The 25,325-nt window shown below is 68.5% G+C and carries 29 protein-coding genes; all 29 read right to left on the bottom strand.

All coding sequences use genetic code 11. The annotated features are described in order from the left end of the window. Positions 1 to 45: 45 nt before the first annotated feature. On the bottom strand, positions 46 to 630 hold the full coding sequence (locus AXF14_RS07285; protein WP_236755338.1) for an adenylate kinase: 585 nt from the start codon (positions 628 to 630) through the stop codon (positions 46 to 48). Next, complete coding sequence (gene secY, locus AXF14_RS07280; protein WP_067942079.1) at positions 627 to 1,919, bottom strand: preprotein translocase subunit SecY; 1,293 nt, start codon at positions 1,917 to 1,919, stop codon at positions 627 to 629. The genes AXF14_RS07285 and secY overlap by 4 nt, the downstream gene beginning before the upstream one ends. A gap of 294 nt (positions 1,920 to 2,213) precedes the next feature. Continuing rightward, positions 2,214 to 2,687, bottom strand: coding sequence for a 50S ribosomal protein L15 (gene rplO / locus AXF14_RS07275; protein WP_067942077.1), 474 nt, complete (start codon positions 2,685 to 2,687; stop codon positions 2,214 to 2,216). Position 2,688: 1 nt separating this feature from the next. Beyond that, positions 2,689 to 2,883: a 50S ribosomal protein L30 gene (gene rpmD / locus AXF14_RS07270; RefSeq protein WP_067944173.1), complete on the bottom strand. Its 195-nt coding sequence runs from the start codon at positions 2,881 to 2,883 to the stop codon at positions 2,689 to 2,691. Beyond that, entirely contained in the window at positions 2,883 to 3,593 is a 711-nt protein-coding gene (gene rpsE / locus AXF14_RS07265) for a 30S ribosomal protein S5 (RefSeq protein WP_067942075.1), read from the bottom strand. Before rpsE ends, rpmD begins: the two co-directional genes overlap by 1 nt. A 34-nt stretch (positions 3,594 to 3,627) precedes the next feature. Beyond that, positions 3,628 to 4,002 (bottom strand): 50S ribosomal protein L18, encoded by a 375-nt coding sequence (rplR, locus tag AXF14_RS07260; protein WP_067944171.1) that lies wholly within the window; start codon positions 4,000 to 4,002, stop codon positions 3,628 to 3,630. Positions 4,003 to 4,004: 2 nt separating this feature from the next. Then, on the bottom strand, positions 4,005 to 4,544 hold the full coding sequence (gene rplF / locus AXF14_RS07255; protein ID WP_067942073.1) for a 50S ribosomal protein L6: 540 nt from the start codon (positions 4,542 to 4,544) through the stop codon (positions 4,005 to 4,007). A gap of 21 nt (positions 4,545 to 4,565) precedes the next feature. Continuing rightward, positions 4,566 to 4,964 (bottom strand): 30S ribosomal protein S8, encoded by a 399-nt coding sequence (gene rpsH, locus AXF14_RS07250; RefSeq protein ID WP_067942071.1) that lies wholly within the window; start codon positions 4,962 to 4,964, stop codon positions 4,566 to 4,568. Between the two features lie 57 nt (positions 4,965 to 5,021). Then, positions 5,022 to 5,207 carry a type Z 30S ribosomal protein S14 gene (locus tag AXF14_RS07245; RefSeq protein WP_067942069.1) on the bottom strand — a complete coding sequence of 62 codons (186 nt, stop codon included), beginning with the start codon at positions 5,205 to 5,207 and terminating at the stop codon, positions 5,022 to 5,024. Between the two features lies 1 nt (position 5,208). Further along, positions 5,209 to 5,763 carry a 50S ribosomal protein L5 gene (rplE, locus tag AXF14_RS07240; RefSeq protein WP_067942067.1) on the bottom strand — a complete coding sequence of 185 codons (555 nt, stop codon included), beginning with the start codon at positions 5,761 to 5,763 and terminating at the stop codon, positions 5,209 to 5,211. Between the two features lie 2 nt (positions 5,764 to 5,765). Next, positions 5,766 to 6,110, bottom strand: coding sequence for a 50S ribosomal protein L24 (gene rplX / locus AXF14_RS07235; RefSeq protein ID WP_067942065.1), 345 nt, complete (start codon positions 6,108 to 6,110; stop codon positions 5,766 to 5,768). 2 nt (positions 6,111 to 6,112) lie between these two features. Next, positions 6,113 to 6,481, bottom strand: a complete 369-nt coding sequence (gene rplN, locus AXF14_RS07230; protein ID WP_067942063.1) for a 50S ribosomal protein L14 — start codon at positions 6,479 to 6,481, stop codon at positions 6,113 to 6,115. A 435-nt stretch (positions 6,482 to 6,916) separates the two neighbouring features. Next, positions 6,917 to 7,198, bottom strand: a complete 282-nt coding sequence (gene rpsQ / locus AXF14_RS07225) for a 30S ribosomal protein S17 (RefSeq protein ID WP_067942061.1) — start codon at positions 7,196 to 7,198, stop codon at positions 6,917 to 6,919. Further along, the gene (rpmC, locus tag AXF14_RS07220; RefSeq protein ID WP_067942059.1) at positions 7,195 to 7,440 is read right to left on the bottom strand and encodes a 50S ribosomal protein L29; all 246 of its coding nucleotides are present in this window, start codon (positions 7,438 to 7,440) and stop codon (positions 7,195 to 7,197) included. The genes rpsQ and rpmC overlap by 4 nt, the downstream gene beginning before the upstream one ends. Further along, complete coding sequence (rplP, locus tag AXF14_RS07215) at positions 7,440 to 7,859, bottom strand: 50S ribosomal protein L16 (RefSeq protein WP_067942057.1); 420 nt, start codon at positions 7,857 to 7,859, stop codon at positions 7,440 to 7,442. The genes rpmC and rplP overlap by 1 nt, the downstream gene beginning before the upstream one ends. 3 nt (positions 7,860 to 7,862) lie before the next feature. Beyond that, on the bottom strand, positions 7,863 to 8,681 hold the full coding sequence (rpsC, locus tag AXF14_RS07210; protein ID WP_067942055.1) for a 30S ribosomal protein S3: 819 nt from the start codon (positions 8,679 to 8,681) through the stop codon (positions 7,863 to 7,865). Further along, a complete protein-coding gene (gene rplV, locus AXF14_RS07205; protein ID WP_067942053.1) occupies positions 8,681 to 9,058 on the bottom strand; it encodes a 50S ribosomal protein L22 in 378 nt (125 codons plus the stop codon). The genes rpsC and rplV overlap by 1 nt, the downstream gene beginning before the upstream one ends. 28 nt (positions 9,059 to 9,086) lie before the next feature. Further along, on the bottom strand, positions 9,087 to 9,365 hold the full coding sequence (gene rpsS, locus AXF14_RS07200; RefSeq protein WP_067942051.1) for a 30S ribosomal protein S19: 279 nt from the start codon (positions 9,363 to 9,365) through the stop codon (positions 9,087 to 9,089). A 12-nt stretch (positions 9,366 to 9,377) separates the two neighbouring features. After that, a complete protein-coding gene (rplB, locus tag AXF14_RS07195) occupies positions 9,378 to 10,214 on the bottom strand; it encodes a 50S ribosomal protein L2 (protein WP_067942049.1) in 837 nt (278 codons plus the stop codon). A 23-nt stretch (positions 10,215 to 10,237) separates the two neighbouring features. After that, a complete protein-coding gene (rplW, locus tag AXF14_RS07190; protein ID WP_067942047.1) occupies positions 10,238 to 10,543 on the bottom strand; it encodes a 50S ribosomal protein L23 in 306 nt (101 codons plus the stop codon). Then, entirely contained in the window at positions 10,540 to 11,184 is a 645-nt protein-coding gene (gene rplD, locus AXF14_RS07185) for a 50S ribosomal protein L4 (RefSeq protein ID WP_067942045.1), read from the bottom strand. Before rplD ends, rplW begins: the two co-directional genes overlap by 4 nt. Positions 11,185 to 11,188: 4 nt before the next feature. Next, positions 11,189 to 11,857, bottom strand: coding sequence for a 50S ribosomal protein L3 (rplC, locus tag AXF14_RS07180; protein ID WP_067942042.1), 669 nt, complete (start codon positions 11,855 to 11,857; stop codon positions 11,189 to 11,191). Between the two features lie 11 nt (positions 11,858 to 11,868). Next, positions 11,869 to 12,177: a 30S ribosomal protein S10 gene (gene rpsJ / locus AXF14_RS07175; protein WP_005987219.1), complete on the bottom strand. Its 309-nt coding sequence runs from the start codon at positions 12,175 to 12,177 to the stop codon at positions 11,869 to 11,871. Positions 12,178 to 12,633: 456 nt separating this feature from the next. Then, positions 12,634 to 13,824, bottom strand: a complete 1,191-nt coding sequence (gene tuf, locus AXF14_RS07170) for an elongation factor Tu (protein WP_067942040.1) — start codon at positions 13,822 to 13,824, stop codon at positions 12,634 to 12,636. Between the two features lie 193 nt (positions 13,825 to 14,017). Continuing rightward, positions 14,018 to 16,162 carry an elongation factor G gene (gene fusA, locus AXF14_RS07165; protein WP_067942038.1) on the bottom strand — a complete coding sequence of 715 codons (2,145 nt, stop codon included), beginning with the start codon at positions 16,160 to 16,162 and terminating at the stop codon, positions 14,018 to 14,020. An 87-nt stretch (positions 16,163 to 16,249) separates the two neighbouring features. After that, on the bottom strand, positions 16,250 to 16,720 hold the full coding sequence (gene rpsG / locus AXF14_RS07160; RefSeq protein WP_067942036.1) for a 30S ribosomal protein S7: 471 nt from the start codon (positions 16,718 to 16,720) through the stop codon (positions 16,250 to 16,252). Beyond that, on the bottom strand, positions 16,720 to 17,094 hold the full coding sequence (rpsL, locus tag AXF14_RS07155) for a 30S ribosomal protein S12 (RefSeq protein ID WP_067942034.1): 375 nt from the start codon (positions 17,092 to 17,094) through the stop codon (positions 16,720 to 16,722). Before rpsL ends, rpsG begins: the two co-directional genes overlap by 1 nt. A 455-nt stretch (positions 17,095 to 17,549) precedes the next feature. Next, a complete protein-coding gene (locus AXF14_RS07150) occupies positions 17,550 to 21,509 on the bottom strand; it encodes a DNA-directed RNA polymerase subunit beta' (protein ID WP_067942031.1) in 3,960 nt (1,319 codons plus the stop codon). 162 nt (positions 21,510 to 21,671) lie between these two features. Next, positions 21,672 to 25,193 (bottom strand): DNA-directed RNA polymerase subunit beta, encoded by a 3,522-nt coding sequence (gene rpoB / locus AXF14_RS07145; protein WP_067942029.1) that lies wholly within the window; start codon positions 25,191 to 25,193, stop codon positions 21,672 to 21,674. Positions 25,194 to 25,325: the final 132 nt, after the last annotated feature.

Below are 25,325 nucleotides of genomic sequence, written 5' to 3'. Positions count from 1 at the left end.
GCCGCAGCGGCGGGCCTGGCGGCGGGGCGCCGTCGGGCCGTGGCGTCAGGCTCGGACGCCGGCGGCCTCGAGGGCCGTCATGATGCGCTCGGTGACCTCGTCGACCGCGCCGATGCCGTCGGCGCGCACGAGGAGGCCCTTGGCCTCGTAGAGCGCGGCGAGGGGCGCGGTCTGCCCCGCGTAGACCTCGAGGCGGCGGCGGATGACGGGCTCGGTGTCGTCGGCGCGGTTCTGCTCGCTGGCGCGCTTGAGGAGGCGCTCGACGACGACCTCGTTGTCGGCGGTGATCTCGAGCACGACGTCGAGGGCGAGGCCGGCCTCGGCGAGCATGGCGTCGAGCTCGTTCACCTGGGCCTCGGTGCGGGGGTAGCCGTCGAGGAGGAAGCCCTCGGCTGCGTCGTCCTGCGCGATGCGGTCCTTGACCATCGCGTTCGTGACGGAGTCGGGGACGTACTCGCCCTTGTCCATGTACTGCTTGGCCTGCTTGCCGAGCTCGGTCTCCCCCGCGACGTTGGCGCGGAAGATGTCGCCCGTCGAGATGGCGGGGATGCCGAGACGCTCGGAGATGCGGGCGGCCTGGGTGCCCTTGCCGGCCCCGGGAGGGCCGAGGAGGACCATGCGTGCGCTCATGAGAGGAACCCTTCGTAGTGGCGCTGCTGGAGCTGGGAGTTGATCTCCTTGACGGTCTGGAGCCCGACTCCCACCATGATGAGGATCGTCGTGCCGCCGAACGGGAGGTTCTGCGACAAGCCCATGACCGTGACCGCGATGGTCGGCAGGAGGGCCAGCACGACGAGGTAGGCGCTGCCGGCCGTCGTCACGCGATCGATGACGTAGGACAGGTAGCGGACGGTGGGCTCGCCGGCGCGGACGCCGGGGATGAAGCCCCCGTACTTCTTCATGTTGTCAGCGATCTCCTCCGGGTCGAAGGTGATCGCCGTGTAGAAGAACGTGAAGAAGAGGATGAGCAGGCCGTAGCCGATGAGGTAGATCGTGTCGGTCTGCTGGAGGTTGTTCGACACCCACTGCACCCAGCCGGAGGTCGGCTTGGCGAACTGGGCGACGAGCTGCGGCATGGCCAGGATCGACGAGGCGAAGATGACCGGGATGACGCCCGCGGTGTTGATCTTGATCGGGATGTAGGTCGTGGAGCCGCCGTACTGCCGCCGACCGATCATCCGCTTGGCGTACTGGACCGGGATGCGGCGCGTGGCCTGCTCGACGAAGACGACGGCCAGGGTGGCGATGAGGATGATGACGACGACGCCGAGGAACTTCGCGAAGCCGCCGTTGCCCCCGATGATGGAGAACAGGTTCTGCGGCATCCGGGCCACGATGGACGTGAAGATCAGCAGGGACATGCCGTTGCCGATGCCGCGCTCGGTGATGAGCTCGCCGAGCCACATGATCAGGCCCGTCCCGGCGGTCATCGTGATGATCATGAGCGCGAGCGTGACGGGGCCGTCGTTCGGGATGACGTCGACGGAGCACCCGGTGAAGAGGTTGCCGTTGGCGGCGGTCGCGACGATCGTCGCGGACTGCAGGACGCCGAGCCCGATGGTGAGGTAGCGCGTGTACTCGGTGAGCTTGGCGGTGCCCGCCTGCCCCTCCTTGTGGAGCTCCTCGAACCGGGGGATGACGACGCGGAGCAGCTGGATGATGATCGACGCGGTGATGTAGGGCATGATGCCCAGCGCAAAGACGCTCAGCTGGAGCAGCGCTCCACCGGAGAAGACGTTGATGAGGCTCAGCAGGCCCGCGTCCTCGCTCTCGCCGACGCACTGCTGGACGTTGGCGAGGTCGACGCCCGGGGTGGGCACGACGGAGCCGAGGCGGAACAGGGCCATGATGCCCAGGGTGAAGAGCAGCTTTCGCCGCAGGTCGGGCGTCCTGAACGCCTGCATGAACGCGCTGAGCACTCGGTCTCCTGAGGACGGGGAAGAGAAGCGCCGCTGGATGCGGCGCGCGCAGGCGCACGGGACGCCCGGCGACACCCTACCCCGGGGTCGGGGCGCTGTCGGCGTCGAGGGGCTCACGGCGGCGGGTCGTGCGTCACTCGCGCCGCGAGCGGGCGCGCTCGCGTCTCCCGCACCTGGGCCCCGAGGACGTGGCCCGGGGTCGGCGCCGGTCCCCGCGCACAACGAGGGCCCCGGTCGAAGGATCTCTCCTCACGACCGGGGCCCTCGTGGACGCGTCGGCGTCCGTCAGCCGACTCAGCGGGCGGTGACGGAACCGCCGGCGGCCTCGATCTTCTCCTTGGCGGAGCCGGACCAGGCGTCGACCGTCAGCTCGAGCTTGACGGAGACGTCGCCGGAGCCGAGCGCCTTGACGAGGTGGCCCTCGCGCACGGCGCCCTTGGCGACCAGGTCCTCGACCGTCACGGCGCCGCCCTCGGGGAAGAGCTCGGCGATGCGGCCGACGTTGACCGGCTGGAACTCAACGCGGTTGAAGTTCTTGAAGCCGCGCAGCTTCGGGAGGCGCATGGCCAGGGGCATCTGGCCGCCCTCGAAGCCCGGACGGACCTGGTAGCGGGCCTTCGTGCCCTTGGTACCGCGGCCCGAGGTCTTGCCCTTGGAGCCCTCACCGCGACCCACGCGGGTCTTGGCCATCTTGGAGCCCTCGGCGGGACGGAGGTGGTGCAGCTTGACGACCTGCCCCGACCCCTGGGTGTTCTCGTTGTCAGCCATCTCAGGCCTCCTCAACGGTGACGAGGTGCGCCACCGTGGCGATCATGCCGCGGACGGACTTGCTGTCCTCGCGGACGACGGACTGGCGGATCTTGCGCAGGCCGAGGGACTTCAGGGTCTCGCGCTGACGGCGCGTGCCGCCGATGCCCGAGCGGACCTGGGTGACCTTGATCTGCTTGGTCGTGGTGCTAGCCATCACGCCTCAGCTCCTTCGGCGGCCTTCTCGGCCTCCTTCTTCTCGGCCGCTGCACGCTTGTCGGCCTCGCCCTCAGCGCGCGCACGCAGCATGGACTGCGGGGCGACGTCCTCCAGGGCCAGACCACGGCGGGCGGCCACGGCCTCCGGCTGCTCGAGCTTCTTGAGCGCGTCCACGGTCGCGTGGACGATGTTGATCGAGTTCGAGGAGCCGAGCGACTTCGACAGGATGTCGTGGATGCCGGCGCAGTCCAGCACGGCGCGGACCGGGCCACCGGCGATAACACCGGTACCGGGGGACGCGGGGCGCAGGAGGACGACTCCGGCGGAGTCCTCGCCCTGGACCAGGTGCGGGATGGTGCGACGGATCATCGGGACGTGGAAGAAGTTCTTCTTCGCCACCTCCACGGCCTTGGCGATGGCGGCGGGGACCTCCTTCGCCTTGCCGTAACCGACGCCGACGGTGCCCTCGCCGTCACCGACGACGACCAGCGCCGTGAAGGTGAAGCGGCGGCCGCCCTTGACGACCTTGGACACGCGGTTGATGGTGACGACGCGCTCGATGTACTTGTCGTCGTTGCCGCGACCGTTGTTGCGGTCGCGACGGTCGTTGTTGCGGTCGCGACGGCCGCGGCCCTCGCCGCGACGGTCGTCGTTGTTCTGGGCCGAGCCGTTGGACGACGCGGACCTGTCTCGCTGCGGTGCAGCCATCAGATGTTCCTCTTCCTTCTCGTCGTCGTCGTGCTCAGAGCACCAGGCCGCCGTCGCGGGCGCCGTCGGCGACGGCGGCGACACGGCCGTGGTACTTGTTGCCTCCGCGGTCGAAGACAACCTTCTCAATGCCCAGGGCCTTGGCGCGCTCGGCGACGAGCTCGCCGACCTTGTGCGCCTGGCCGACCTTGTGGCCCTCGACGCCCTTGACGGTGTCCTCGAGGGTCGAGGCCGAGCACAGGGTGTGGCCGATGGTGTCGTCGATGACCTGCGCGACCATGTGGCGGTTCGAGCGGGTGACGACGAGGCGCGGGCGCTCCGGCGTGCCGTTGACGTGCTTGCGCACGCGCTGGTGGCGGATCTTGCGGGCGACAGCCTTCGACTTGCCCCTCTTGATCGTGTAAGCCATGGTCACTTACCAGCCTTTCCGACCTTGCGGCGGACGTTCTCGCCGGCGTAGCGCACGCCCTTGCCCTTGTAGGGCTCCGGCGGGCGGATCTTGCGGATGTTCGCCGCGACCTCGCCGACCTGTTCCTTGGAGATGCCGGAGACGGCGATCTTGAGGTTGCCGTCGACCGTGAGGGTGATGCCCTCGGGGGCCTCGACGGTCACGGTGTGCGAGAAGCCGAGCGAGAGCTCGATGGCGGTGCCGCGCTGCTGGGCGCGGTAACCGGTGCCGACGATCTCGAGGTTCTTCGTGTAGCCGTCGGTGACGCCGACGACCATGTTGTTGATGAGCGTTCGCGACAGGCCGTGCAGCGAGCGGGACTCGCGCTCGTCGTCGGGACGGGTCACCAGGATGGTGCCGTCCTCCTGGCGGGTGACGCTCAGCGGGGCGGGGATGACGCGCGAGAGGGTGCCCTTGGGGCCCTTCACGGTCACCTCGTTGCCGTTGATGGTGACGTCCACTCCGGCGGGAACCGGAACGGGAAGTCGTCCAATACGAGACATGGTTTTCCTCCGTTCCTTATCTCACCAGACGTAGGCGAGCACTTCGCCGCCGACGCCCTTGGACTCGGCCTGCTTGTCCGTGAGGAGGCCGGAGGAGGTGGACAGGATGGCCACCCCGAGGCCGCCGAGGACCTTGGGCAGGTTGGTGGACTTGGCGTAGACGCGCAGGCCGGGCTTGGAGACGCGCTTGAGGCCCTGGATGGCCCGCTGGCGGTTGGCTCCGTACTTGAGGCTCAGCGTGAGCGTCTTGCCGACCTCCGCGTCGGTGACCTCGTAGTCGGCGATGTAGCCCTCGGCCTTCAGCATCTCGGCGATGTTGACCTTGAGCTTGCTCGACGGCATCGAGACGACGTCGTGGTAGGCGTTGTTGGCGTTGCGCAGACGGGTGAGCATGTCTGCGATCGGGTCTGTCATAGTCATGAGTGGGCCTCAGCCCTTCCTCGTCGCGGTTTCCTCGCGGACCTGCGACGTAGTTTCTTACCAGCTGGACTTCGTCACACCGGGGAGCTGACCGTTGAGGGCCATCTCGCGCAGGCAGACTCGGCACAGGCCGAACTTGCGGTAGACGGAGTGCGGGCGGCCGCAGCGCTGGCAGCGCGTGTAGGCCCGGACGCCGAACTTCGGCTTGCGGTTGGCCTTCTCCTTGAGAGCGGTCTTCGCCATGTCACTTCTCCTTGAAGGGGAAGCCGAGCTGCTTGAGCAGCGAGCGGGCCTCCTCGTCGGTCTTGGCCGTGGTCACCACGGTGATGTCCATGCCGCGCACGCGGTCGATGGAGTCGGCGTCGATCTCGTGGAACACGGACTGCTCGGTGAGACCGAAGGTGTAGTTGCCGTTGCCGTCGAACTGCTTCGGGGACAGGCCGCGGAAGTCGCGGATGCGGGGAAGCGAGACGGAGATGAGGCGGTCGAGGAACTCCCACATGCGGTCGCCGCGCAGCGTGACGTGCGCGCCGATCGGCTGGCCCTCGCGCAGCTTGAACTGCGCGATGGACTTGCGGGCCTTCGTGACCTGGGGCTTCTGGCCGGTGATGGCGGTGAGGTCGCGGACGGCGCCCTCGATCATCTTGGAGTCGTGAGCGGCCTCGCCCACACCCATGTTGACGACCACCTTGACGACGCGGCCGACCTCGTTGACGTTGGCGTGCTGGAACTCCTCGCGGAGGGCCGGCGCGACGTCGGAGGCGTACTTGGTCTTGAGACGGGGCGTGTAGTCGGCCATGGTCACAGGTCCTCCCCGGACTTCTTGGCGTAGCGGACGCGCACGGTCCGCTTGGCGCCGTTGGGGCGCTCGCCCTCCTCGACGCGGAAGCCGACGCGGGTGCGCTGCTTGGTCTTGGGGTCGACGAGCATGACGTTGGAGGCGTGGATCGGGGCCTCGACGGTCTCGATGCCGCCGGTGCGGGCGCCCTGGGCGGACTGGCCCACACGGGTGTGCTTGGTGACGCGCTGGACGCCCTCGACGACGACGCGGTCGACCTCGGGGAGGACCTCGAGGACGCGCCCCGTCTTGCCCTTGTCCTTGCCGGCGATGACCAGGACCTGGTCACCCTTCTTGATGCGTGCCATTGTCAGATCACCTCCGGGGCGAGCGACACGATGCGCATGAACTTCTTGTCACGAAGCTCGCGGCCCACCGGGCCGAAGATGCGCGTGCCGCGGGGCTCGCCGTTGTTGTTGAGGATGACGGCCGCGTTCTCGTCGAAGCGGATGTACGAGCCGTCCGGGCGCCGGCGCTCCTTGCGGGTGCGCACGACGACCGCCTTGACGACCTCGCCCTTCTTGACGTTGCCGCCGGGGATGGCGTCCTTCACGGTGGCGACGATGGTGTCGCCGATACCCGCATAGCGCCGACCCGAGCCACCGAGAACACGGATGCAAAGGATCTCCTTGGCACCGGTGTTGTCGGCGACCGTCAGTCGCGACTCCTGCTGGATCATTGAGTGTTCTCCTGTCGTCGAGCCGGTTCTCGACGTCCCCCGAGGGGGCGCGAGCCTAGCCGAACGTTCCTTCTGCGAATGCGCACTGCTCTCCCCGCCAGGGGCGAGTGGAGTCCGTCGTGCGTGGGTCCCGGCAGACACAGGCGCAGGTGCGCGAGGTCTCTGTCGGGCGCACTGCGGGCGCGCGCAACTCCCATAGCCTAGTTGACGCCCGTCCTGACGCGGAACCTGGGAGCCGCGGGCACTCCTGTGCCCTTCCTCACCGGGCCCACCGGCCCGGCCAGCCGGCCGGCGGCCGTCGTCCGCGCCCTCGGCAGGGCGATCGGGGCCGCCGCACCTCCTCTCTCTCTTCCCCCCCCCCGCACGCCGACGCCGCCACCTCCCCGAGGGGCGGTGGCGGCGTCGCGGTGCTGCTGGGTGAAGCTCAGCGAGAGGTCACTTGGCCTTCTCGATGACCTCCACGAGGCGCCAGTGCTTGGTGGCGCTCAGCGGACGGGTCTCCATGACGCGGACGAGGTCGCCGACGTGCGCCTCGTTGTTCTCGTCGTGGACCTTGGCCTTCTGGGAACGACGGAGGACCTTGCCGTAGAGCGAGTGCTTGTAGCGCTCCTCGATCTCGACGACGACGGTCTTGTCCATCTTGTCCGAGACGACGTAACCGGTGCGGACCTTGCGCTGGGCGCGCTCGGTGGACTGCTGGACGTTCTGCTCGCTCACTTGGACTCCTCCGTGCTCGGAGCGGTACGGATGCCGAGCTCGCGCTCGCGCACGATCGTGTAGATGCGGGCGATGTCGCGACGCACGGCCTTGAGACGGCCGTGGTCCTCGAGCTGGCCGGTCGCCGAGGCGAACCGGAGGTTGAACAGCTCAGCCTTGGCCTTGGAGAGCTCCTCAGCGAGGCGCTCGTTGTCCATGGCGTCGAGGTCGGACGGGGTCAGACCCTTGGAACCGATAGCCATCAGACGTCACCACCCTCACGAGTCACGAAACGGGTCTTCATAGGAAGCTTGTGCTGCGCGCGGCGCATGGCCTCGCGGGCGAGCGGCTCGTCGACGCCGCCGAGCTCGAACAGGATGCGTCCGGGCTTGACGTTGGCGACCCACCACTCGGGGGCGCCCTTACCGGAACCCATGCGGGTCTCGGCGGGCTTCTTGGTCAGCGGACGGTCCGGGAAGATGTTGATCCACACCTTTCCGCCGCGCTTGATGTGGCGGGTCATCGCGATACGAGCCGCCTCGATCTGGCGGTTGGTGATGTAGGCGGGCTCGAGGGCCTGGATACCGTAGTCACCGAAGGCGATCTGGTTGCCGCCCTTGGACAGGCCCGAGCGGTGCGGGCGGTGCTGCTTGCGGAACTTGGTCCGGCGAGGGATGAGCACGGCTCAGGCCTCCGTTCCCTGGTCTGCGGCAGCGTTCTCGGCGGCCGGCGTCTGCTCGGCCTGCTGCTCGTTGCTCTGACGCGGAGCGCGGTCACCGCGCTCACCGCGGCGGCCGCCGCGGCGCTCGCCACGGCCACCACGGCCGCGGGGGCTGGACACGGCCTGCTGCGCCTCGAACTCGCGCTCGGTCATGTCGCCCTTGTAGATCCACACCTTGACGCCGAGACGTCCGAAGGTGGTCTTGGCCTCGTAGAAGCCGTAGTCGATGTTCGCGCGGAGGGTGTGCAGCGGCACGCGCCCCTCGCGGTAGAACTCCGAGCGGCTCATCTCGGCACCGCCGAGGCGACCCGCGCACTGGACGCGGATGCCCTTGGCGCCGGCGCGCATCGCGGACTGCATGCCCTTGCGCATGGCACGGCGGAAGGAGACTCGGCTGGCGAGCTGCTCCGCGATGCCCTGGGCGACGAGCTGCGCGTCGAGGTCGGGGTTCTTGACCTCGAGGATGTTGAGCTGGACCTGCTTGCCGGTCAGCTTCTCGAGCTGACCGCGCAGGCGCTCGGCCTCGGCGCCACGGCGACCGATGACGATGCCGGGACGGGCGGTGTGCAGGTCGACGCGGACGCGGTCACGCGTGCGCTCGATGTCGACCTTGGAGATGCCCGCCCGCTCCATGCCGTCCTCCATGAGGCGGCGGATCTTGACGTCCTCGTCCACGAAGTCGCGGTAGCGCTGACCAGGCTTCGTGGAGTCGGCGAACCAGCGCGAGCGGTGGTCCGTGGTGATGCCCAGGCGGAACCCGGTCGGGTTGACCTTCTGCCCCATTACCGGGCTCCTTCCTTCTTCGCGGAGTCGGCCCTGTCGCCGACGATGACGGTGATGTGCGAGGTGCGCTTGAGGATCCGGCTGGCGCGCCCCTGGGCGCGGGGACGGAACCGCTTGAGGGTCGGACCCTCGTCGGCGAACACCTCGGTGATGAAGAGCTCGTTCTCGTCGAACCGCTCGCCGTCACGCTCGGCCTTGACCCGGGCGTTGGCGATGGCGGACTCGATCACCTTGCGCACCGGCACCGCAGCGGCCTGCGGGGCGAATCGGAGCACGTTGACGGCCTCGACGGCGCGCTTGCCGCGGACGACGTCCACGACGCGGCGGGCCTTCATCGGCGTGCAGCGCACGTACTTGGCCTGCGCCTTGGCTTCCATGTTCTCTGCCTCTCTGCTTCCGACGGCGTCAGCGACGCGCCTTGCGGTCGTCCTTGACGTGCCCACGGAAGGTACGGGTCGGAGCGAACTCGCCGAGCTTGTGGCCCACCATGGACTCGGTGACGAAGACCGGGACGTGCTTGCGACCGTCGTGGACGGCGAAAGTGTGTCCGAGGAAGTCCGGCGTGATGACCGAACGACGGGACCAGGTCTTGATGACGTTCTTGGTGCCCTTCTCGTTCTGGACGTCCACCTTCTTGAGGAGGTGGTCGTCGACGAAGGGACCCTTCTTCAGGCTGCGCGGCATATCAGGCTCCTATCAGCGCTTCTTGCCGGTCCGACGACGACGCACGATGAGGCGGTCGCTGGACTTGTTGGGACGACGGGTACGGCCCTCGGGCTTGCCCCACGGGGAGACGGGGTGACGACCACCGCTCGTGCGGCCCTCACCACCACCGTGCGGGTGGTCGACCGGGTTCATGACGACACCGCGGACGGTCGGGCGGACGCCCTTCCAGCGCATGCGGCCGGCCTTGCCCCAGTTGATGTTGGACTGCTCGGCGTTGCCCACCTCGCCGATGGTGGCGCGGCAGGAGATCTCGACGTTGCGGATCTCGCCGGAGGGCATGCGAAGCTGGGCGTACTTGCCCTCCTTGGCGACGAGCTGGACCGAGGTGCCCGCGGAGCGGGCGATCTTGGCGCCGCCACCGGGGCGGAGCTCGACGGCGTGGACGACCGTACCGGTCGGGATGCTGCGCAGGGGCAGGTTGTTGCCCGGCTTGATGTCGGCGTTGGGGCCGGCCTCGACGACGTCGCCCTGGGAGAGGCGGTTCGGCGCGATGATGTAGCGCTTCTCGCCGTCGGCGTAGTGCAGCAGGGCGATGCGGGCGGTGCGGTTCGGGTCGTACTCGATGTGAGCGACCTTGGCGGGCACGCCGTCCTTGTCGTTGCGACGGAAGTCGATGACGCGGTAGGCGCGCTTGTGGCCGCCGCCCTTGTGGCGGGTGGTGACGCGGCCGTTGGAGTTGCGGCCACCGGACTTGCTCAGCGGACGGACGAGGGACTTCTCGGGCTCGCTGCGCGTGATCTCGACGAAGTCGGCCACGGAGGAGCCGCGACGACCCGGCGTCGTCGGCTTGTACTTACGGATTGCCATGTCGATCCTTTACCTTCCCTGGCTCACTCAGCCAGTTCGCCAAAGATGTCGATGGTCCCCTCGCGCAGCGTGACGATCGCGCGCTTGGTGTCCTTGGCCTTGCCGGTGCCCGTGCGGGTGCGACGGGTCTTGCCCTTGCGGTTGACCGTGTTCACGGAGTCGACCTTGACGTCGAAGATGGCCTCGACGGCCTGCTTGATCTCGGTCTTGTTGGAACCCGGCGCCACGATGAACGTGTACTGGCCACGGTCCATGCAGGCGTAGGACTTCTCGGAGACGACCGGCGCGACGATGACGTCGCGGGGGTTCTTGGACTTCTCGAGGCTCACTTGGACTCCTCCTCGCCCTTGCCGAGGAACGCGTCCAGGGCGGCGGCAGTGAAGACGACGTCGTCGTTGACGAGGACGTCGTAGGTGTTGAGCTGGTCGGCCCAGAGCACGAGCGCCTCGGGGGCGTTGCGCAGGCTGAGCGCGGTGAGCTCGTCCTCGCGGGTGGCGACGACCAGGGACTTGCGGTCCGTGAGGTTGCGCAGCGCCGTGAGAGCCGACTTGGTGGAGGGCGTCTCGGAGGTGACGAACTCGGTGATGACGTGGACGCGGCCGTTGCGAGCGCGGTCCGACAGGGCCGAGCGCAGGGCCGCGGCCTTCATCTTCTTGGGGGTCCGCTGGCTGTAGTCGCGCGGCTGCGGGCCGTGGACGGTGCCACCGCCGACGTACTGGGGGGCGCGGATCGAGCCCTGGCGTGCGCGGCCGGTGCCCTTCTGGCGGTACGGCTTCTTGCCACCGCCGCGGACGGCGCCGCGGGTCTTGGTGGCGTGCGTGCCCTGGCGCGCCGCGGCCAGCTGGGCCACGACGACCTGGTGCATGAGCGGGATGTTGGTCTCGACGTCGAAGACCGCGGCCGGGAGCTCGGCCGTGCCGGTCTTGGCGCCCTTGGAGTCGACGATGTCGACGGTCAGTGCCTGTGCCATGGTGTCAGGCTCCCTTCACGGCGGTGCGGACGACGACGACCGCGCCCTTGGGGCCCGGGATGGCGCCGTTGACGAGGAGGACGCCCTTGTCGGCGTCGACCCCGCGCACCTTGAGGTTCTGGACGGTGGAGGTCTCGTGACCCATGTGGCCGGCCATGCGCAGGCCCTTGAAGATGCGACCGGGGGTCGCGCAGGCGCCGACGGAGCCGGGCTTGCGGTGGTTGCGGTGCGCACCGTGGGAGGCGGAGACGCCCTGGAAGCCGTGGCGCTTCATGACGCCCGCGAAGCCCTTGCCCTTGGAGGTGCCCGTGACGTCGACCTTCTGGCCGACCTCGAAGGTCTCCGCAGTGAGCTCCTGGCCGGGGGTGAACTCACCGGCGAGGGAGGTGCGGACCTCGGCGACGTGGCGGCGGGGAGCGACCCCGGCCTTGGCGAAGTGGCCCTGGAGGGGCTTGGTGACCTTGCGCTCGTCGATCTCGCCGAAGGCGAGCTGGACGGCCTCGTAGCCGTCGGTCTCGACGGTGCGGACCTGGGTCACGACGTTGGTGTCGACGCGGACGACGGTGACGGGGCGGAGGATGCCGCTCTCGTCCCAGATCTGCGTCATGCCGAGCTTGGTGCCGAGCAGCGCCTTGGCAGGCGCGGCAGCAGCCGGCTGGTTAAGCGTAGTCATGGCTTCAGTCCTCAGAGCTTGATCTCGATGTTGACGTCGGCCGGCAGGTCGAGACGCATGAGCGAGTCGACGGCCTTCGGCGTCGGGTCGATGATGTCGATCAGCCGCTTGTGCGTGCGCATCTCGAAGTGCTCGCGGCTGTCCTTGTACTTGTGCGGCGACCGGATGACGCAGAACACGTTCTTCTCGGTCGGCAGCGGCACGGGGCCCACGACCGTCGCACCAGCGCGGGTCACGACGTCGACGATCTTGCGCGCCGAGCTGTCGATGACCTCGTGGTCGTAGGACTTGAGCCGGATGCGGATCTTCTGTCCCGCCATGGCGCCTAACCTCTCTCGTACTTTCGGTGACCGGTCCACGCGCTCGGGCGTGTCGCGATCGCGACGCGCAAGGAGCTCCGCTGTGAAGTAGATGTGGCCGGTCTGGACACACGGAAACCCGATGGGATCGGGTCCGTCAGACTGGTTCCCGGGTCGACCCCGGGAGGTGGCTCGCGCGGACACCGTCCGCACCAGCCCGGTAACGCTATCAGCGCCATCCGCCCCGATGGAAGTCGAGACGGCGCCCGCCCCCTGTGAGACCGCCCACCTGGTCCACGCGCTCGGGCGTGTCGCACGGTCGGGCCGCGGGCGATCCCGCACTCCCCCGTGTGAGCCGACGCCGGGTCCGCGCCGGCGCAGAGCGGAGCGCTCCCTCGCTCGAACGCCGGGATCCCCCGGCCTCCTCACGGAGACCGGGGGATCCCGATGACTTCTCAGTCAGCCTGCGTCAGATCGTCACTTGATGATCTTGGTGACGCGGCCGGAGCCGACGGTGCGGCCACCCTCGCGGATGGCGAAGCCGAGGCCCTCCTCCATGGCGATGGGCTGGATGAGCTCGACGGACATCTCGGTGGTGTCGCCGGGCATGACCATCTCGGTGCCCTCGGGGAGGGTGATGACACCGGTGACGTCCGTGGTGCGGAAGTAGAACTGCGGACGGTAGTTCGAGTAGAAGGGGTTGTGGCGGCCGCCCTCGTCCTTGGTCAGGATGTAGACGTGGCCCTCGAACTCGGTGTGCGGGGTGATCGAGCCGGGCTTGCAGACGACCTGGCCGCGCTCGACGTCCTCACGACGGGTGCCGCGGAGGAGGAGACCGCAGTTCTCGCCGGCCCAGGCCTCGTCCATCGACTTGTGGAACATCTCGATGCCGGTGACCGTGGTCTTCTGCGGGTCACGGATACCGAGGATCTCGACCTCGGAGTTGATGGCGAGCTTGCCGCGCTCGACACGGCCGGTGACGACGGTGCCGCGACCGGTGATCGTGAAGACGTCCTCGACGGGCATGAGGAAGGGCTTGTCGAGGTCGCGCTCCGGGGTCGGGATGTACTCGTCGACAGCGTCCATGAGCTCCTTGATCTTGCCGGCCCACTCAGCGTCGCCCTCGAGGGCCTTGAGAGCGGACACGCGGATCACGGGGGCGTTGTCGCCGTCGTAGTCCTGCGAGGAGAGGAGCTCGCGCACCTCCATCTCGACGAGGTCGAGGAGCTCCTCGTCGTCCACCATGTCGGCCTTGTTGAGCGCGACGAGGAGGACCGGGACGCCGACCTGACGGGCGAGCAGGACGTGCTCGCGGGTCTGGGCCATCGGGCCGTCGGTGGCGGCGACCACGAGGATGGCGCCATCCATCTGGGCGGCACCGGTGATCATGTTCTTGATGTAGTCGGCGTGGCCGGGGGCGTCGACGTGGGCGTAGTGACGCGCGGCGGTCTGGTACTCGACGTGCGCGATGTTGATCGTGATACCGCGCTGGCGCTCCTCGGGAGCCTTGTCGATCTCGTCGAAGGGGGTGAAGGGGTTGAGCTCCGGGTACTCGTCGTGCAGGACCTTGGAGATCGCCGCGGTCAGCGTCGTCTTACCGTGGTCGACGTGTCCGATGGTGCCGATGTTGACGTGCGGCTTGGTCTTGTCGTACTTGGCCTTGGCCACTGGTGTCCTCCTGGACTCGGGTAGTTCTCTTCGTCGGGATACGACTGGATCACATGCTAGCCGTGGTGACGCAGAGAGTCTCTACTGGTGAATTGTTGGAAATCTTACTGGACGGGGCGTCGCCGGTGCGAGCGCCCTGAGGCCTCCCGGGGACCGGTCGCAAACCGTCCGGTCCCCGGGAGAGCCAGGAGAGTCACTCGCCCTTGGCCTTGGCGATGATCTCGTCGGCGACGTTCTTCGGGACCTCCGCGTAGGAGTCGAAGCTCATCGAGTAGACGGCGCGGCCCTGGGTCTTGGAGCGCAGGTCGCCCACGTAGCCGAACATCTCGGAGAGCGGCACGGCGGCCTTGACGACCTTGACGCCCTGGGCGTCCTCCATGGACTGGATCATGCCGCGGCGGGAGTTGAGGTCGCCGATGACGTCGCCCATGTACTCCTCGGGGGTGCGGACCTCGACTGCCATGACGGGCTCGAGGAGGACCGGGCTGGCCTTCTTCGCACCCTCCTTGAACGCCTGCGAGCCGGCGATCTTGAACGCCATCTCGGAGGAGTCGACCTCGTGGTAGGCGCCGTCGAGCAGCGTGGCCTTGATGTCGACCATCGGGTAGCCGGCGAGGACACCGGTGAGCATCGCGTCCCGGACGCCCGCGTCGACGGAAGGAATGTACTCGCGCGGGACGCGGCCGCCGGTGACGGCGTTGACGAACTCGTAGTGCGCCTGGTCCTCGTCGTCCTTGGCCTTCTCCTCGTCGGTGATCACGAGGGGCTCGAAGGCCATCTGGACCTTCGCGAACTGACCGGAGCCACCGGTCTGCTTCTTGTGCGTGTACTCGACCTTCTCGACCTTCTTGCGGATGGTCTCGCGGTAGGCGACCATCGGGTTTCCGACGTTGGCCTCCACCTTGAACTCGCGGCGCATGCGGTCGACGAAGACGTCGAGGTGGAGCTCGCCCATGCCTCCGATGACGGTCTGGCCGGTCTCCTCGTCGAGCTCGACCGTGAAGGTCGGGTCCTCCTCGGAGAGCTTCTGGATGGCGACGCCCAGCTTCTCCTGGTCGCCCTTGGTCTTGGGCTCGATGGCCACGTGGATGACCGGGGCCGGGAAGCTCATCGACTCGAGGATGACCGGGTCGTTCTGCGCGCAGAGCGTGTCACCGGTGGTGACGTCCTTGAGGCCGATGAAGGCGTAGATGTGACCCGCGTGGGCCTGCTCGACCGGGTTCTCCTTGTTGGAGTGCATCTGGAAGAGCTTGCCGATGCGCTCCTTCTTGCCCTTGGTCGCGTTGAGAACCATGTCGCCCTGCGCGACCTTGCCGGAGTAGACGCGCACGTAGACGAGCTTGCCGTAGAAGGGGTGCGTGGCGACCTTGAAGGCGAGGGCGGAGAACGAGGCGTTCTCGTCGGCCTCGCGGGTGAGGACGGTGTCCTCGTCGCCGACGGCGTGGCCCTCGACGGCGGGGACGTCCAGCGGGGACGGGAGGTAGTCGAGGACCGCGTCGAGCATGGGCTGGACGCCCTTGTTCTTGAACGCGGAGCCCGCGAGGACCGGGAAGGCCTCGCCGGCGATGGTGAGCTTGCGGATGCCGCGCTTGAGCTCGGCGACGGTGAGCTCCTCGCCCTCGAGGTACTTCTCCATGAGCTCGTCGTCGGCCTCGGCGACCGTCTCGACGAGCTCGCTGCGGAGCTCCTCGGCCTTGGCCTGGAGCTCGGTGGGGACCTCCTCGTACTCGACGACGGAGCCGCGGGTGTCGACGCCGTCGGCGTCCTTCTCCGGGAAGCGGACGGCGCGCATCTCGAGCACGTCGACGACGCCGGAGAAGTCGTTCTCCGCACCGATCGGGAAGTTGAGGACGATCGGGGTCGCGTGGAGGCGGTCCTTGATCGTCTGGACGGAGTAGTCGAAGTTGGCGCCCAGCTTGTCCATCTTGTTGATGAAGCAGATGCGGGGGACGTTGTACTTGTCGGCCTGCCGCCACACCGTCTCGGACTGGGGCTCGACGCCCTCCTTGCCGTCGAAGACGGCCACGGCGCCGTCGAGCACGCGCAGGGAGCGCTCGACCTCCACCGTGAAGTCGACGTGCCCGGGGGTGTCGATGATGTTGATCTGGTTCTTCTTCCAGAAGCACGTCGTCGCGGCGGACGTGATCGTGATGCCGCGCTCCTGCTCCTGCTCCATCCAGTCCATCGTCGAGGCGCCGTCGTGGGTCTCGCCGATCTTGTAGTTGATGCCCGTGTAGAAGAGGATGCGCTCCGTCACGGTCGTCTTGCCGGCATCGATGTGGGCCATGATGCCGATGTTGCGGACCTTGGTGAGGTCGGTCAGCACGTCAAGTGCCACGAGTTGAGTCCTTCGTTCAGTTCGAGTGAGGGAGAAGAGACGTCGGCCGGGGCCGCCGGGGGCGGACCCCGGCCGACGTTCTGCTGATTACCAGCGGTAGTGGGCGAAGGCCTTGTTGGACTCGGCCATTCGGTGCATGTCCTCGCGACGCTTGACGGCGGCGCCGAGACCGTTGGACGCGTCCAGGATCTCGTTCATGAGGCGCTCGGTCATCGTGTTCTCGCGACGCTCGCGGGAGAAGTCGACGAGCCAGCGGAGGGCGAGGGTGGTGGCGCGGTTGGGGCGGACCTCGACCGGGACCTGGTAGGTCGCGCCGCCGACGCGGCGGGAGCGGACCTCGAGGGCCGGGCGGATGTTGTCCAGGGCGCGCTTGAGGACGGTGACCGGGTCCTGGTCCGTCTTGGCGCGGACGCCCTCGAGGGCTCCGTAGACGATGCGCTCGGCGGTGGACTTCTTGCCGTCGAGGAGGACGCGGTTGACGAGCTGGGTGACGACCGGCGAGCCGTAGACGGGGTCGACGACGAGCGGGCGCTTGGGGGCGGGACCCTTACGAGGCATTACTTCTTCTCCTTCTTGGCGCCGTACTTGGAGCGCGCCTGCCCACGGCCCTTGACGCCCTGGGTGTCGAGGGCGCCGCGCACGATGTGGTAGCGGACACCGGGGAGGTCCTTCACACGACCGCCGCGGACGAGCACGATCGAGTGCTCCTGGAGGTTGTGGCCCTCGCCGGGGATGTACGCGGTGACCTCGATGCCGGACGAGAGGCGCACGCGGGCGACCTTACGAAGGGCGGAGTTCGGCTTCTTCGGAGTGGTGGTGTACACGCGGGTGCACACGCCACGACGCTGCGGGCTGGCCTTGAGCGCGGGCGTCTTGGACGCCGAGCGCTTCGTCGAGCGGCCCTTGCGGACCAGCTGCTGGATGGTAGGCACTACTGATTCTCCATCTTGAAGTGCGTGGGACAGTTCTGCTGCCCTCGTACCGGCCCCGCTCCCCTCACGGCGCACGTCGCCGCGGGTCATGGGCCGGCGCGTCTCGCGGACCCGTGGTCCGGACGCCCGGAGCCCCGCGGAGGGGCCCGTCGGTTCCCGCCGCGGCAGACCCGCGTGGCCGGTCGCGCCGGCTGGGAACGGAATGGAGAACGGCGACCCGCAAGGGGGCACCGGGGTCGAGACTACTGGTCGGCGCCCACGACCGCCAGGCCGGGCCGCCACCGCGGACCGTGGTGCTGGACACCCCGGTGCTGCTCGCGCCGGCGGTCGCGCTCCCCCGCCCGGAGGACCGGCCCCCGCCGGACCGAGTACGACGGCGGAGGCCCGTCTCCCCGAGGGGTGACGGGCCTCCGTGGGTCCGGTTCAGCGCGGCGGACGGCCGCGCCGGGAGCGGGTCAGAACTGGTAGTCCTCGCCGCCGTGGAAGCCGGTGCGGAAGTCGTCGGAGAAGTCCGCGCGGAAGTCGCCGCCGAAGGAGAAGTCGTCCAGGGCGACCGAGTCGCCGACGCCGAAGACGTCGTCGTTGTAGCCGGTGCGGGAGAAGACCTCCTGCTTGACCTCCTCGGTGGGCTCGACCTCGATGTCCGAGTAGCGCGACAGGCCCGTGCCGGCCGGGATGAGCTTTCCGAGGATGACGTTCTCCTTGAGCCCCAGGAGCGGGTCGGACTTGCCGTTCATGGCGGCCTCGGTGAGGACGCGCGTCGTCTCCTGGAAGGAGGCGGCGGACAGCCAGGAGTCCGTGGCCAGCGAGGCCTTCGTGATGCCCATGAGCTCCGTACGGGCTGAGGCGGGCTTGCCGCCCTCGGCCATGACGCGGCGGTTCTCGGCGCGAAAGTTCATGACGTCCACCAGGTCGCCCTGGAGGAGGTTCGTGTCCCCCGCCTCGAGGATAGTCACGCGGCGCAGCATCTGGCGCACGATGACCTCGATGTGCTTGGAGTGAATGTCCACGCCCTGGGAGCGGTAGACCTCCTGGACCTCGTCGACGAGGTGGCGCTGGGTGGCGCCGACGCTGCGCAGGCGCAGGACCTTCTTGGGGTCGATCGGGCCCTCGGTGAGGGCGTCGCCCGGCTCCACGTGGTCGCCGTCGGTGACCAGCAGGCGCTGGCGGCGCGAGACGGGGACCACGAGGTCCTCCTCGCCGTCGTCGCGGGTGACGACGAGGCGCTTGCCCTCGGCGTCGTCCTCGATCTTGACGGTGCCGGCGGCCTCGGCCACGGCGGCCTCGCCCTTCGGGGTGCGGGCCTCGAAGAGCTCCTGCACGCGGGGAAGGCCCTGCGTGATGTCGGCGGCGCCGGCCGCACCACCGGTGTGGAAGGTGCGCATGGTGAGCTGCGTGCCGGGCTCGCCGATGGACTGGGCCGCGATGATGCCGACGGCCTCACCGATGTCGACGCGCTTGCCGGAGGCCAGCGAGCGGCCGTAGCAGGCGGCGCAGGTGCCGACCTGGGAGTCGCAGGTGAGGACCGAGCGGCAGGTGACCTCCTCGATCCCGGCCCCGATGGCGGCCTGGATCTCGGCGTCGCCGAGGTCGGTGCCGGCCTCGATGACGACGTTGCCCTCGGCGTCGACGGCGTCGCGCGCGAGCGTGGTGCCGTAGACGGTGGTGCCAAGGATCTCGCTGGGCTCCTTGACACGCTCGCCGTCGATCTCCTTCCAGGAGAAGATCCGCTTGGTGAGGCCCTTGCGGGTGCCGCAGTCGTCCTCGCGGACGATGACGTCCTGGGAGACGTCGACGAGACGACGGGTCAGGTAGCCGGAGTCGGCCGTGCGCAGCGCGGTGTCCGCGAGGCCCTTGCGGGCGCCGTGGGTCGCGATGAAGTACTCGAGGACGGACAGGCCCTCGCGGTAGTTCGACTTGATCGGGCGCTCGATGAGGCGCTGCTTAGGGTCGGCCACGAGGCCGCGCATGCCGGCGAGCTGACGGATCTGGTCCCAGTTGCCTCGACCGCCGGAGGAGACCATCTGGAAGACGGTGTTGCGCTCCGGGAAGTTCTCGCGCATGGCGTCGGCGACCTCGTTGGTGGCCTTCGTCCAGATGTCGATGAGGGAGGAGTAGCGGTCCTCCTCGGTGAGGGCGCCGAGCTCGAACTGCTCCTCGATCTCGGCGGCCTCGGCCTCGTAGCGGGCGAGGATCTCCGGCTTGGAGGCCGGGGAGACGACGTCCGCGAAGGCGACGGTGATGCCGGACCAGGTGGACCAGTGGAAGCCGTTGGACTTGAGGGCGTCCAGCGAGGCGGCGACGTCCACGCGCGGGTAGGACTCGGCCAGGGTGTTGATGATGTTCCCCAGCCGCTTCTTGTCCACGACGTCGTTGACGTACGGGAAGGACTCCGGGAGCCCGGTGTTGAAGATGGCGCGGCCCAGGCTCGTGCGCAGGGTGATCGGGTCGCCCTCCTCGTAGTCCTCGGGGGCCTCCCAGTCCTCGGGGGGCGTGACGCCCTCCTCGAAGCGGATGTCCGCCGTGGCGTTCATGTCGAGGAAGCCGAAGTCGTGGGCCATGATCGCCTCCGCGAAGGAGGAGAAGGCCGGGACGACCGCGTTGCCCTCGGCGTCCTCGTCCACCTCGACGGCCGGGTCCGGCGTGTTCGTGAGGTAGTAGGTGCCGATGATCATGTCCTGCGAGGGCATGGTGACCGGGCGGCCGTCGGACGGCTTGAGGATGTTGTTGCTCGAGAGCATGAGGACGCGGGCCTCGGCCTGCGCCTCGGCGCCCAGCGGCAGGTGGATCGCCATCTGGTCGCCGTCGAAGTCGGCGTTGAAGGCGCCGCACACGAGCGGGTGGAGCTGCATGGCCTTGCCCTCGATGAGCTGCGGCTCGAAGGCCTGGATGCCCAGGCGGTGCAGCGTGGGGGCGCGGTTGAGGAGCACCGGGTGCTCGCGGATGACCTCGGCCAGGACGTCCCACACCTTGGGGTTCTGGCGCTCGACCATGCGCTTGGCGGCCTTGACGTTCTGGGCCTCCTTGAGCTCGACGAGGCGCTTCATGACGAAGGGCTTGAAGAGCTCGAGGGCCATGACGCTCGGCAGTCCGCACTGGTGCAGCTTGAGCTGGGGGCCGACGACGATGACCGAGCGGCCCGAGTAGTCGACACGCTTGCCCAGGAGGTTCTGGCGGAAGCGGCCCTGCTTGCCCTTGAGCATGTCGGACAGGGACTTCAGCGGGCGGTTGCCGACGCCCGTGACCGGGCGGCCGCGGCGGCCGTTGTCGAACAGGGCGTCGACGGCGTCCTGGAGCATGCGCTTCTCGTTGTTGACGATGATCGTCGGGGCGCCGAGGTCCATGAGCCGCTTGAGGCGGTTGTTGCGGTTGATGACGCGGCGGTAGAGGTCGTTGAGGTCGGAGGTCGCGAAGCGGCCGCCGTCCAGCTGGACCATGGGGCGCAGGTCCGGCGGGATGACCGGGATGTTGTCCAGGACCATCGCCTCGGGGGCGGTGCCGGTGATGCGGAAGGCGTTGATGACCTTGAGGCGCTTGATGGCGCGGGTCTTGCGCTGGCCGGTGCCGTTGGCGACGATCTCGGAGAGGGACTCGGCCTCGGCGTCCAGGTCGAAGGTGCGCAGGCGGGACTGGATGGCCTCCGCACCCATGGCGCCCTTGAAGTAGATGCCGTAGTCCGCGACCATGTCGCGGTACAGGACCTCGTCGCCCTCGAGGTCTCCGACCTTGAGGGACACGAAGCGGTCCCACACCTTGTCCATGTGCTCGAGGGTGCGGGTGTTCTTGCGGCGCAGGGCGCCCATCTCGCGCTCGGCGGTCTTGCGGACCTTGTCGCGCTGGACCTGCTCGGCGCCCTCGGCCTCGAGCTGGGCGAGGTCCTCCTCGAGGCGCTTCTGGCGGGCCTCGACGTCGGCCTCGCCGGCCTCCTCGACGTGCTGCTTCTTGACCTCGAGCTCGGCGCGGAGGGACGGGAGGTCGTCGTGACGGCCCTCCTCGTCGACCTCGGTGACCATGTAGGCGGCGAAGTAGATGACCTTCTCGAGGTCCTTCGGCGCGAGGTTGAGCAGGTAGCCCAGGCGCGAGGGGACGCCCTTGAAGTACCAGATGTGGGTGACGGGGGCGGCCAGCTTGATGTGGGCCATGCGCTCGCGGCGGACCTTGGAGCGGGTCACCTCGACGCCGCAGCGCTCGCAGACGATGCCCTTGTAGCGCACGCGCTTGTACTTGCCGCAGGCGCACTCCCAGTCGCGGGTGGGGCCGAAGATCTTCTCGCAGAAGAGTCCGTCCTTCTCCGGCTTGAGGGTGCGGTAGTTGATGGTCTCGGGCTTCTTGACCTCACCGTGGGACCAGGACTTGATGTCCTCAGCGGTGGCGAGGCCGAGCTGGATCCTGTCGAAGACGTTGGCGTCGAGCACAGTTCCTACTTCCGAATGAAATGTCAGCTCAGGTGTCTGTGGGGGCTGCCCGCAGTCGTGGTTCCACGACGACGGCGGGGCCCGTGGGCTCCCGGGAGGGGCGGGCGGGGGCTCAGCGGGTGAGCCGCTCCCCCGCCCCTCGACCGGGGCCTGTGGGTTCGGTCAGATCTCGTCCACCGTCGAGGCGGTGGCGCCGCCCGGGCGGCGGCCCAGGTCGAAGCCGAGCTCCTCGGAGGCGCGGCGGCCGTCGTCGTCCGTGTCGTCCAGGCCGATGACGTTGCCCTCGTGGTCGAGCGCCTCGACGTTCAGGCACAGCGACTGCATCTCCTTCATGAGCACCTTGAAGGACTCGGGGATGCCGGGGTCGGGGATGTCCTCGCCCTTGACGATGGCCTCGTAGACCTTGACGCGGCCGTTCACGTCGTCGGACTTGACGGTGAGGATCTCCTGGAGGGCGTGGGCGGCGCCGTACGCCTCCATGGCCCACACCTCCATCTCGCCGAAGCGCTGACCGCCGAACTGCGCCTTGCCGCCGAGCGGCTGCTGGGTGATCATCGAGTACGGACCGGTGGAGCGGGCGTGGATCTTGTCGTCCACCAGGTGGTGGAGCTTGAGGATGTACATGTAGCCGACCGAGATCGGGTACGGGAAGGGCTCACCGGACCTGCCGTCGAAGAGACGGGCCTTGCCGTTGGGCTGGACGAGCTGGATGCCGTCGCGGTTCGGGAGCGTGGAGTCGAGCAGACCCATGAGCTCGTCGTCGCGGACGCCGTCGAACACCGGGGTGGCGACGGGGGTGCGCGGCTCGGCCTTGACGCCGTTCTCCGGCAGGCGGACGGCCCACTCCTCGCCGGCCTCGCGGGCGGCGGTGGCGTCCCAGCCGCGGGAGGCGACCCAGCCGAGGTGCAGCTCGAGAACCTGGCCGACGTTCATGCGGCTCGGCACGCCGAGCGGGTTGAGGATGACGTCGACCGGGGTGCCGTCGGCGAGGAAGGGCATGTCCTCGATCGGGTTGATCTTGGAGATGACGCCCTTGTTGCCGTGGCGGCCGGAGAGCTTGTCGCCGACCGTGATCTTGCGGCGCTGCGCGATGTAGACGCGGACCATGCGGTTGACGCCGGCCGGGAGCTCGGCGTCCTCGCTGGAGGCGTCGAACTCGCGCACGCCGGTGACGATGCCGTACTCGCCGTGCGGGACGCGCAGGGAGGTGTCACGGACCTCGCGGGCCTTCTCACCGAAGATGGCGCGCAGGAGGCGCTCCTCGCTGGTCAGCTCGGTCTCTCCCTTCGGGGTGACCTTGCCGACGAGGATGTCGCCGGAGCGGACCTCGGCGCCGATGCGGATGATGCCGCGCTCGTCGAGGTTGGCCAGCGTCTCCTCGGAGACGTTGGGGATGTCGCGGGTGATCTCCTCGGCACCGAGCTTGGTGTCGCGGGCGTCGACCTCGTGCTCCTCGATGTGGATCGAGGTGAGCAGGTCCTCGGAGACGACCCGCTGGGACACGATGATGGCGTCCTCGTAGTTGAGGCCCTCCCACGACATGAAGGCGACGAGGAGGTTCTGGCCGAGCGCGAGGTCGCCGCCCTCGGTGGCGGGGCCGTCGGCGAGGACGGAGCCCTCCTCGACGCGCTCGCCCTCCGTGGCCACGACGCGCTGGTTGTAGCAGTTGCCCTGGTTGGAGCGGCGGAACTTCGCGACCTTGTAGACGGTCTCGGTGCCGTCGTCGTTGGCCACGCGGACGAAGTCTGCGCAGACCTCGGTGACGACGCCGCCCTTGGTGGCGACGAGGACGTCGCACGCGTCGACGGCGGTGCGGCGCTCCATGCCGGTGCCCACGAGCGGGGCGTCGGGACGGATGAGCGGCACGGCCTGGCGCTGCATGTTCGCACCCATGAGGGCTCGGTTCGCGTCGTCGTGCTCGAGGAACGGGATGAGCGAGGTGCCTACGGAGACCATCTGGCGGGGCGAGACGTCCATGAGGTCGACCTGCGAGGCCTCGACGAGGGCCGGCTCGCCGCCGGTGACGCGGCAGAGCACGTGGTCCTCGGCGAAGCGGTTGTCGTCGGTCAGCTCGACGTTCGCCTGGGCGATGATGTGGCGGTCCTCGTCGTCGGCCGTGAGGTAGTGGGTCTCGTCGGTGACGAGGCCGTCCTTGACCACGCGGTACGGCGTCTCGATGAAGCCGAAGGGGTTGACGCGGGCGTAGGTCGCCAGCGAGCCGATGAGGCCGATGTTCGGGCCCTCGGGGGACTCGATGGGGCACATGCGGCCGTAGTGCGAGGTGTGGACGTCGCGGACCTCCATGGAGGCGCGCTCGCGGGAGAGGCCGCCGGGGCCCAGCGCGGACAGGCGGCGCTTGTGCGTCATGCCGGCCAGCGGGTTGTTCTGGTCCATGAACTGCGAGAGCTGGGAGGTTCCGAAGAACTCCTTGATCGCGGCGGTCACGGGCCGGATGTTGATGAGGGTGTTCGGCGTGATGGCCTCGACGTCCTGGGTGGTCATGCGCTCGCGCACCTGACGCTCCATGCGGCTCATGCCGGTGCGTACCTGCGACTGGATGAGCTCGCCGACCTGGCGGATGCGGCGGTTGCCGAGGTGGTCGATGTCGTCGTACTCGACGGCGATGTCGGTGATCTCGCCGTTGCGGACGCCCTCGACCGTCTCGGCGCCGGCGTGCAGCGCGAGGAGGTACTTGAGGGCCGCGACGATGTCCTCGATGCGGAGGACCGACTCGGTGAGGTCGGCGGTGAGGCCGAGCTTCTTGTTGATCTTGTAGCGGCCGACCTTGGCGAGGTCGTAGCGCTTGGCGTTGAAGTAGAAGTTCTCCAGCAGGGTGCGGCCGGCCTCGACGCTCGGCGGCTCGCCCGGACGGATCTTCTTGTAGATGTCGAGGAGGGCCTCGTCCTGCGTGGTGACCTTGCGGTCCTCGTCGAGGGCGGAGGTGAGGACCGGGTAGTCCTTGAACTCCTCGCGGATCTCGGCCTCGTCCATGCCCAGGGCGAGGAGGAAGACGGTGATGTCCTGCTTGCGCTTGCGGTCGACGCGGACGGCGACGTGGTCGTTCTTGTCGATCTCGAACTCGAGCCAGGCACCGCGCGAGGGGATGAACTTGACGTTGTAGACGTACTTGTCCGTGGCCTTCTCGGTGGTGCGCTCGAAGTAGACGCCCGGGGAGCGGACGAGCTGGGAGACGACGACGCGCTCGGAGCCGTTGACGATGAAGGTGCCCTTGGACGTCATGAGCGGGAAGTCGCCCATGAAGACGGTCTGGGACTTGATCTCGCCCGTCTGGAAGTTCTCGAAGTCGGCGACGACGTAGAGGGGCGCGGAGTAGGTGAGGTCCTTCTCCTGGCACTCCTCGGCCGTGTACTTCGGCTCCTCGAAGCGGTGGTCGTGGAAGGACAGGGCCATGGTCTCGCCGAAGTCCTCGATCGGGGAGATCTCGTCGAAGATCTCCTCGAGGCCGCTCGTCTCGGGCAGGGAGCCCGGGTGCGCGGCGTTGGCGGCGTCCACGCGGGCGCGCCACCTCTCGTTCCCGACGAGCCAGTCGAAGCTCTCGGTCTGCAGGGCGAGGAGGTTCGGGGCCTGCATGGGCTCCGGGATCTTCGCAAAATTGATACGACGCGACGCGGTACGCGCGGCGATGTCAGCGGCAGTAGGTGCGTAGGTGCGCGAGGCAGCCAAAGGGGGATCCTTCCCTCATCTCGGGGATCACACTGCGTACAATGCCGGTACCGGCTCCACCGTTCCAACGCTCTCCCGGCTTGCGGGCCTGAGCGTCGGGCAACGTCTGAGATGCCAGTACACACAATGGAC

The organism is Actinomyces radicidentis (assembly GCF_001553565.1).
Taxonomy (GTDB): Bacteria; Actinomycetota; Actinomycetes; order Actinomycetales; family Actinomycetaceae; genus Actinomyces; species Actinomyces radicidentis.
The sequence above is the reverse complement of the archived record's forward strand: the minus strand, read 5'-3'. Positions and strand labels throughout refer to the sequence as shown.

Excerpts from the sequence above, each read along its gene's own strand:
- AXF14_RS07285 (WP_236755338.1), bottom strand. The coding sequence starts at position 630 with ATGAGCGCACGCATGGTCCTCCTCGGCCCTCCCGGGGCCGGCAAGGGC.
- rplO (WP_067942077.1), bottom strand. The coding sequence starts at position 2,687 with ATGGCTGACAACGAGAACACCCAGGGGTCGGGGCAGGTCGTCAAGCTG.
- rpmD (WP_067944173.1), bottom strand. The coding sequence starts at position 2,883 with ATGGCTAGCACCACGACCAAGCAGATCAAGGTCACCCAGGTCCGCTCG.
- rpsE (WP_067942075.1), bottom strand. The coding sequence starts at position 3,593 with ATGGCTGCACCGCAGCGAGACAGGTCCGCGTCGTCCAACGGCTCGGCC.
- rplR (WP_067944171.1), bottom strand. The coding sequence starts at position 4,002 with ATGGCTTACACGATCAAGAGGGGCAAGTCGAAGGCTGTCGCCCGCAAG.
- rplF (WP_067942073.1), bottom strand. The coding sequence starts at position 4,544 with ATGTCTCGTATTGGACGACTTCCCGTTCCGGTTCCCGCCGGAGTGGAC.
- rpsH (WP_067942071.1), bottom strand. The coding sequence starts at position 4,964 with ATGACTATGACAGACCCGATCGCAGACATGCTCACCCGTCTGCGCAAC.
- AXF14_RS07245 (WP_067942069.1), bottom strand. The coding sequence starts at position 5,207 with ATGGCGAAGACCGCTCTCAAGGAGAAGGCCAACCGCAAGCCGAAGTTC.
- rplE (WP_067942067.1), bottom strand. The coding sequence starts at position 5,763 with ATGGCCGACTACACGCCCCGTCTCAAGACCAAGTACGCCTCCGACGTC.
- rplX (WP_067942065.1), bottom strand. The coding sequence starts at position 6,110 with ATGGCACGCATCAAGAAGGGTGACCAGGTCCTGGTCATCGCCGGCAAG.
- rplN (WP_067942063.1), bottom strand. The coding sequence starts at position 6,481 with ATGATCCAGCAGGAGTCGCGACTGACGGTCGCCGACAACACCGGTGCC.
- rpmC (WP_067942059.1), bottom strand. The coding sequence starts at position 7,440 with ATGGCTATCGGTTCCAAGGGTCTGACCCCGTCCGACCTCGACGCCATG.
- rpsC (WP_067942055.1), bottom strand. The coding sequence starts at position 8,681 with ATGGGGCAGAAGGTCAACCCGACCGGGTTCCGCCTGGGCATCACCACG.
- rplV (WP_067942053.1), bottom strand. The coding sequence starts at position 9,058 with ATGGAAGCCAAGGCGCAGGCCAAGTACGTGCGCTGCACGCCGATGAAG.
- rpsS (WP_067942051.1), bottom strand. The coding sequence starts at position 9,365 with ATGCCGCGCAGCCTGAAGAAGGGTCCCTTCGTCGACGACCACCTCCTC.
- rplB (WP_067942049.1), bottom strand. The coding sequence starts at position 10,214 with ATGGCAATCCGTAAGTACAAGCCGACGACGCCGGGTCGTCGCGGCTCC.
- rplD (WP_067942045.1), bottom strand. The coding sequence starts at position 11,184 with ATGGCACAGGCACTGACCGTCGACATCGTCGACTCCAAGGGCGCCAAG.
- rplC (WP_067942042.1), bottom strand. The coding sequence starts at position 11,857 with ATGACTACGCTTAACCAGCCGGCTGCTGCCGCGCCTGCCAAGGCGCTG.
- rpsJ (WP_005987219.1), bottom strand. The coding sequence starts at position 12,177 with ATGGCGGGACAGAAGATCCGCATCCGGCTCAAGTCCTACGACCACGAG.
- rpsG (WP_067942036.1), bottom strand. The coding sequence starts at position 16,720 with ATGCCTCGTAAGGGTCCCGCCCCCAAGCGCCCGCTCGTCGTCGACCCC.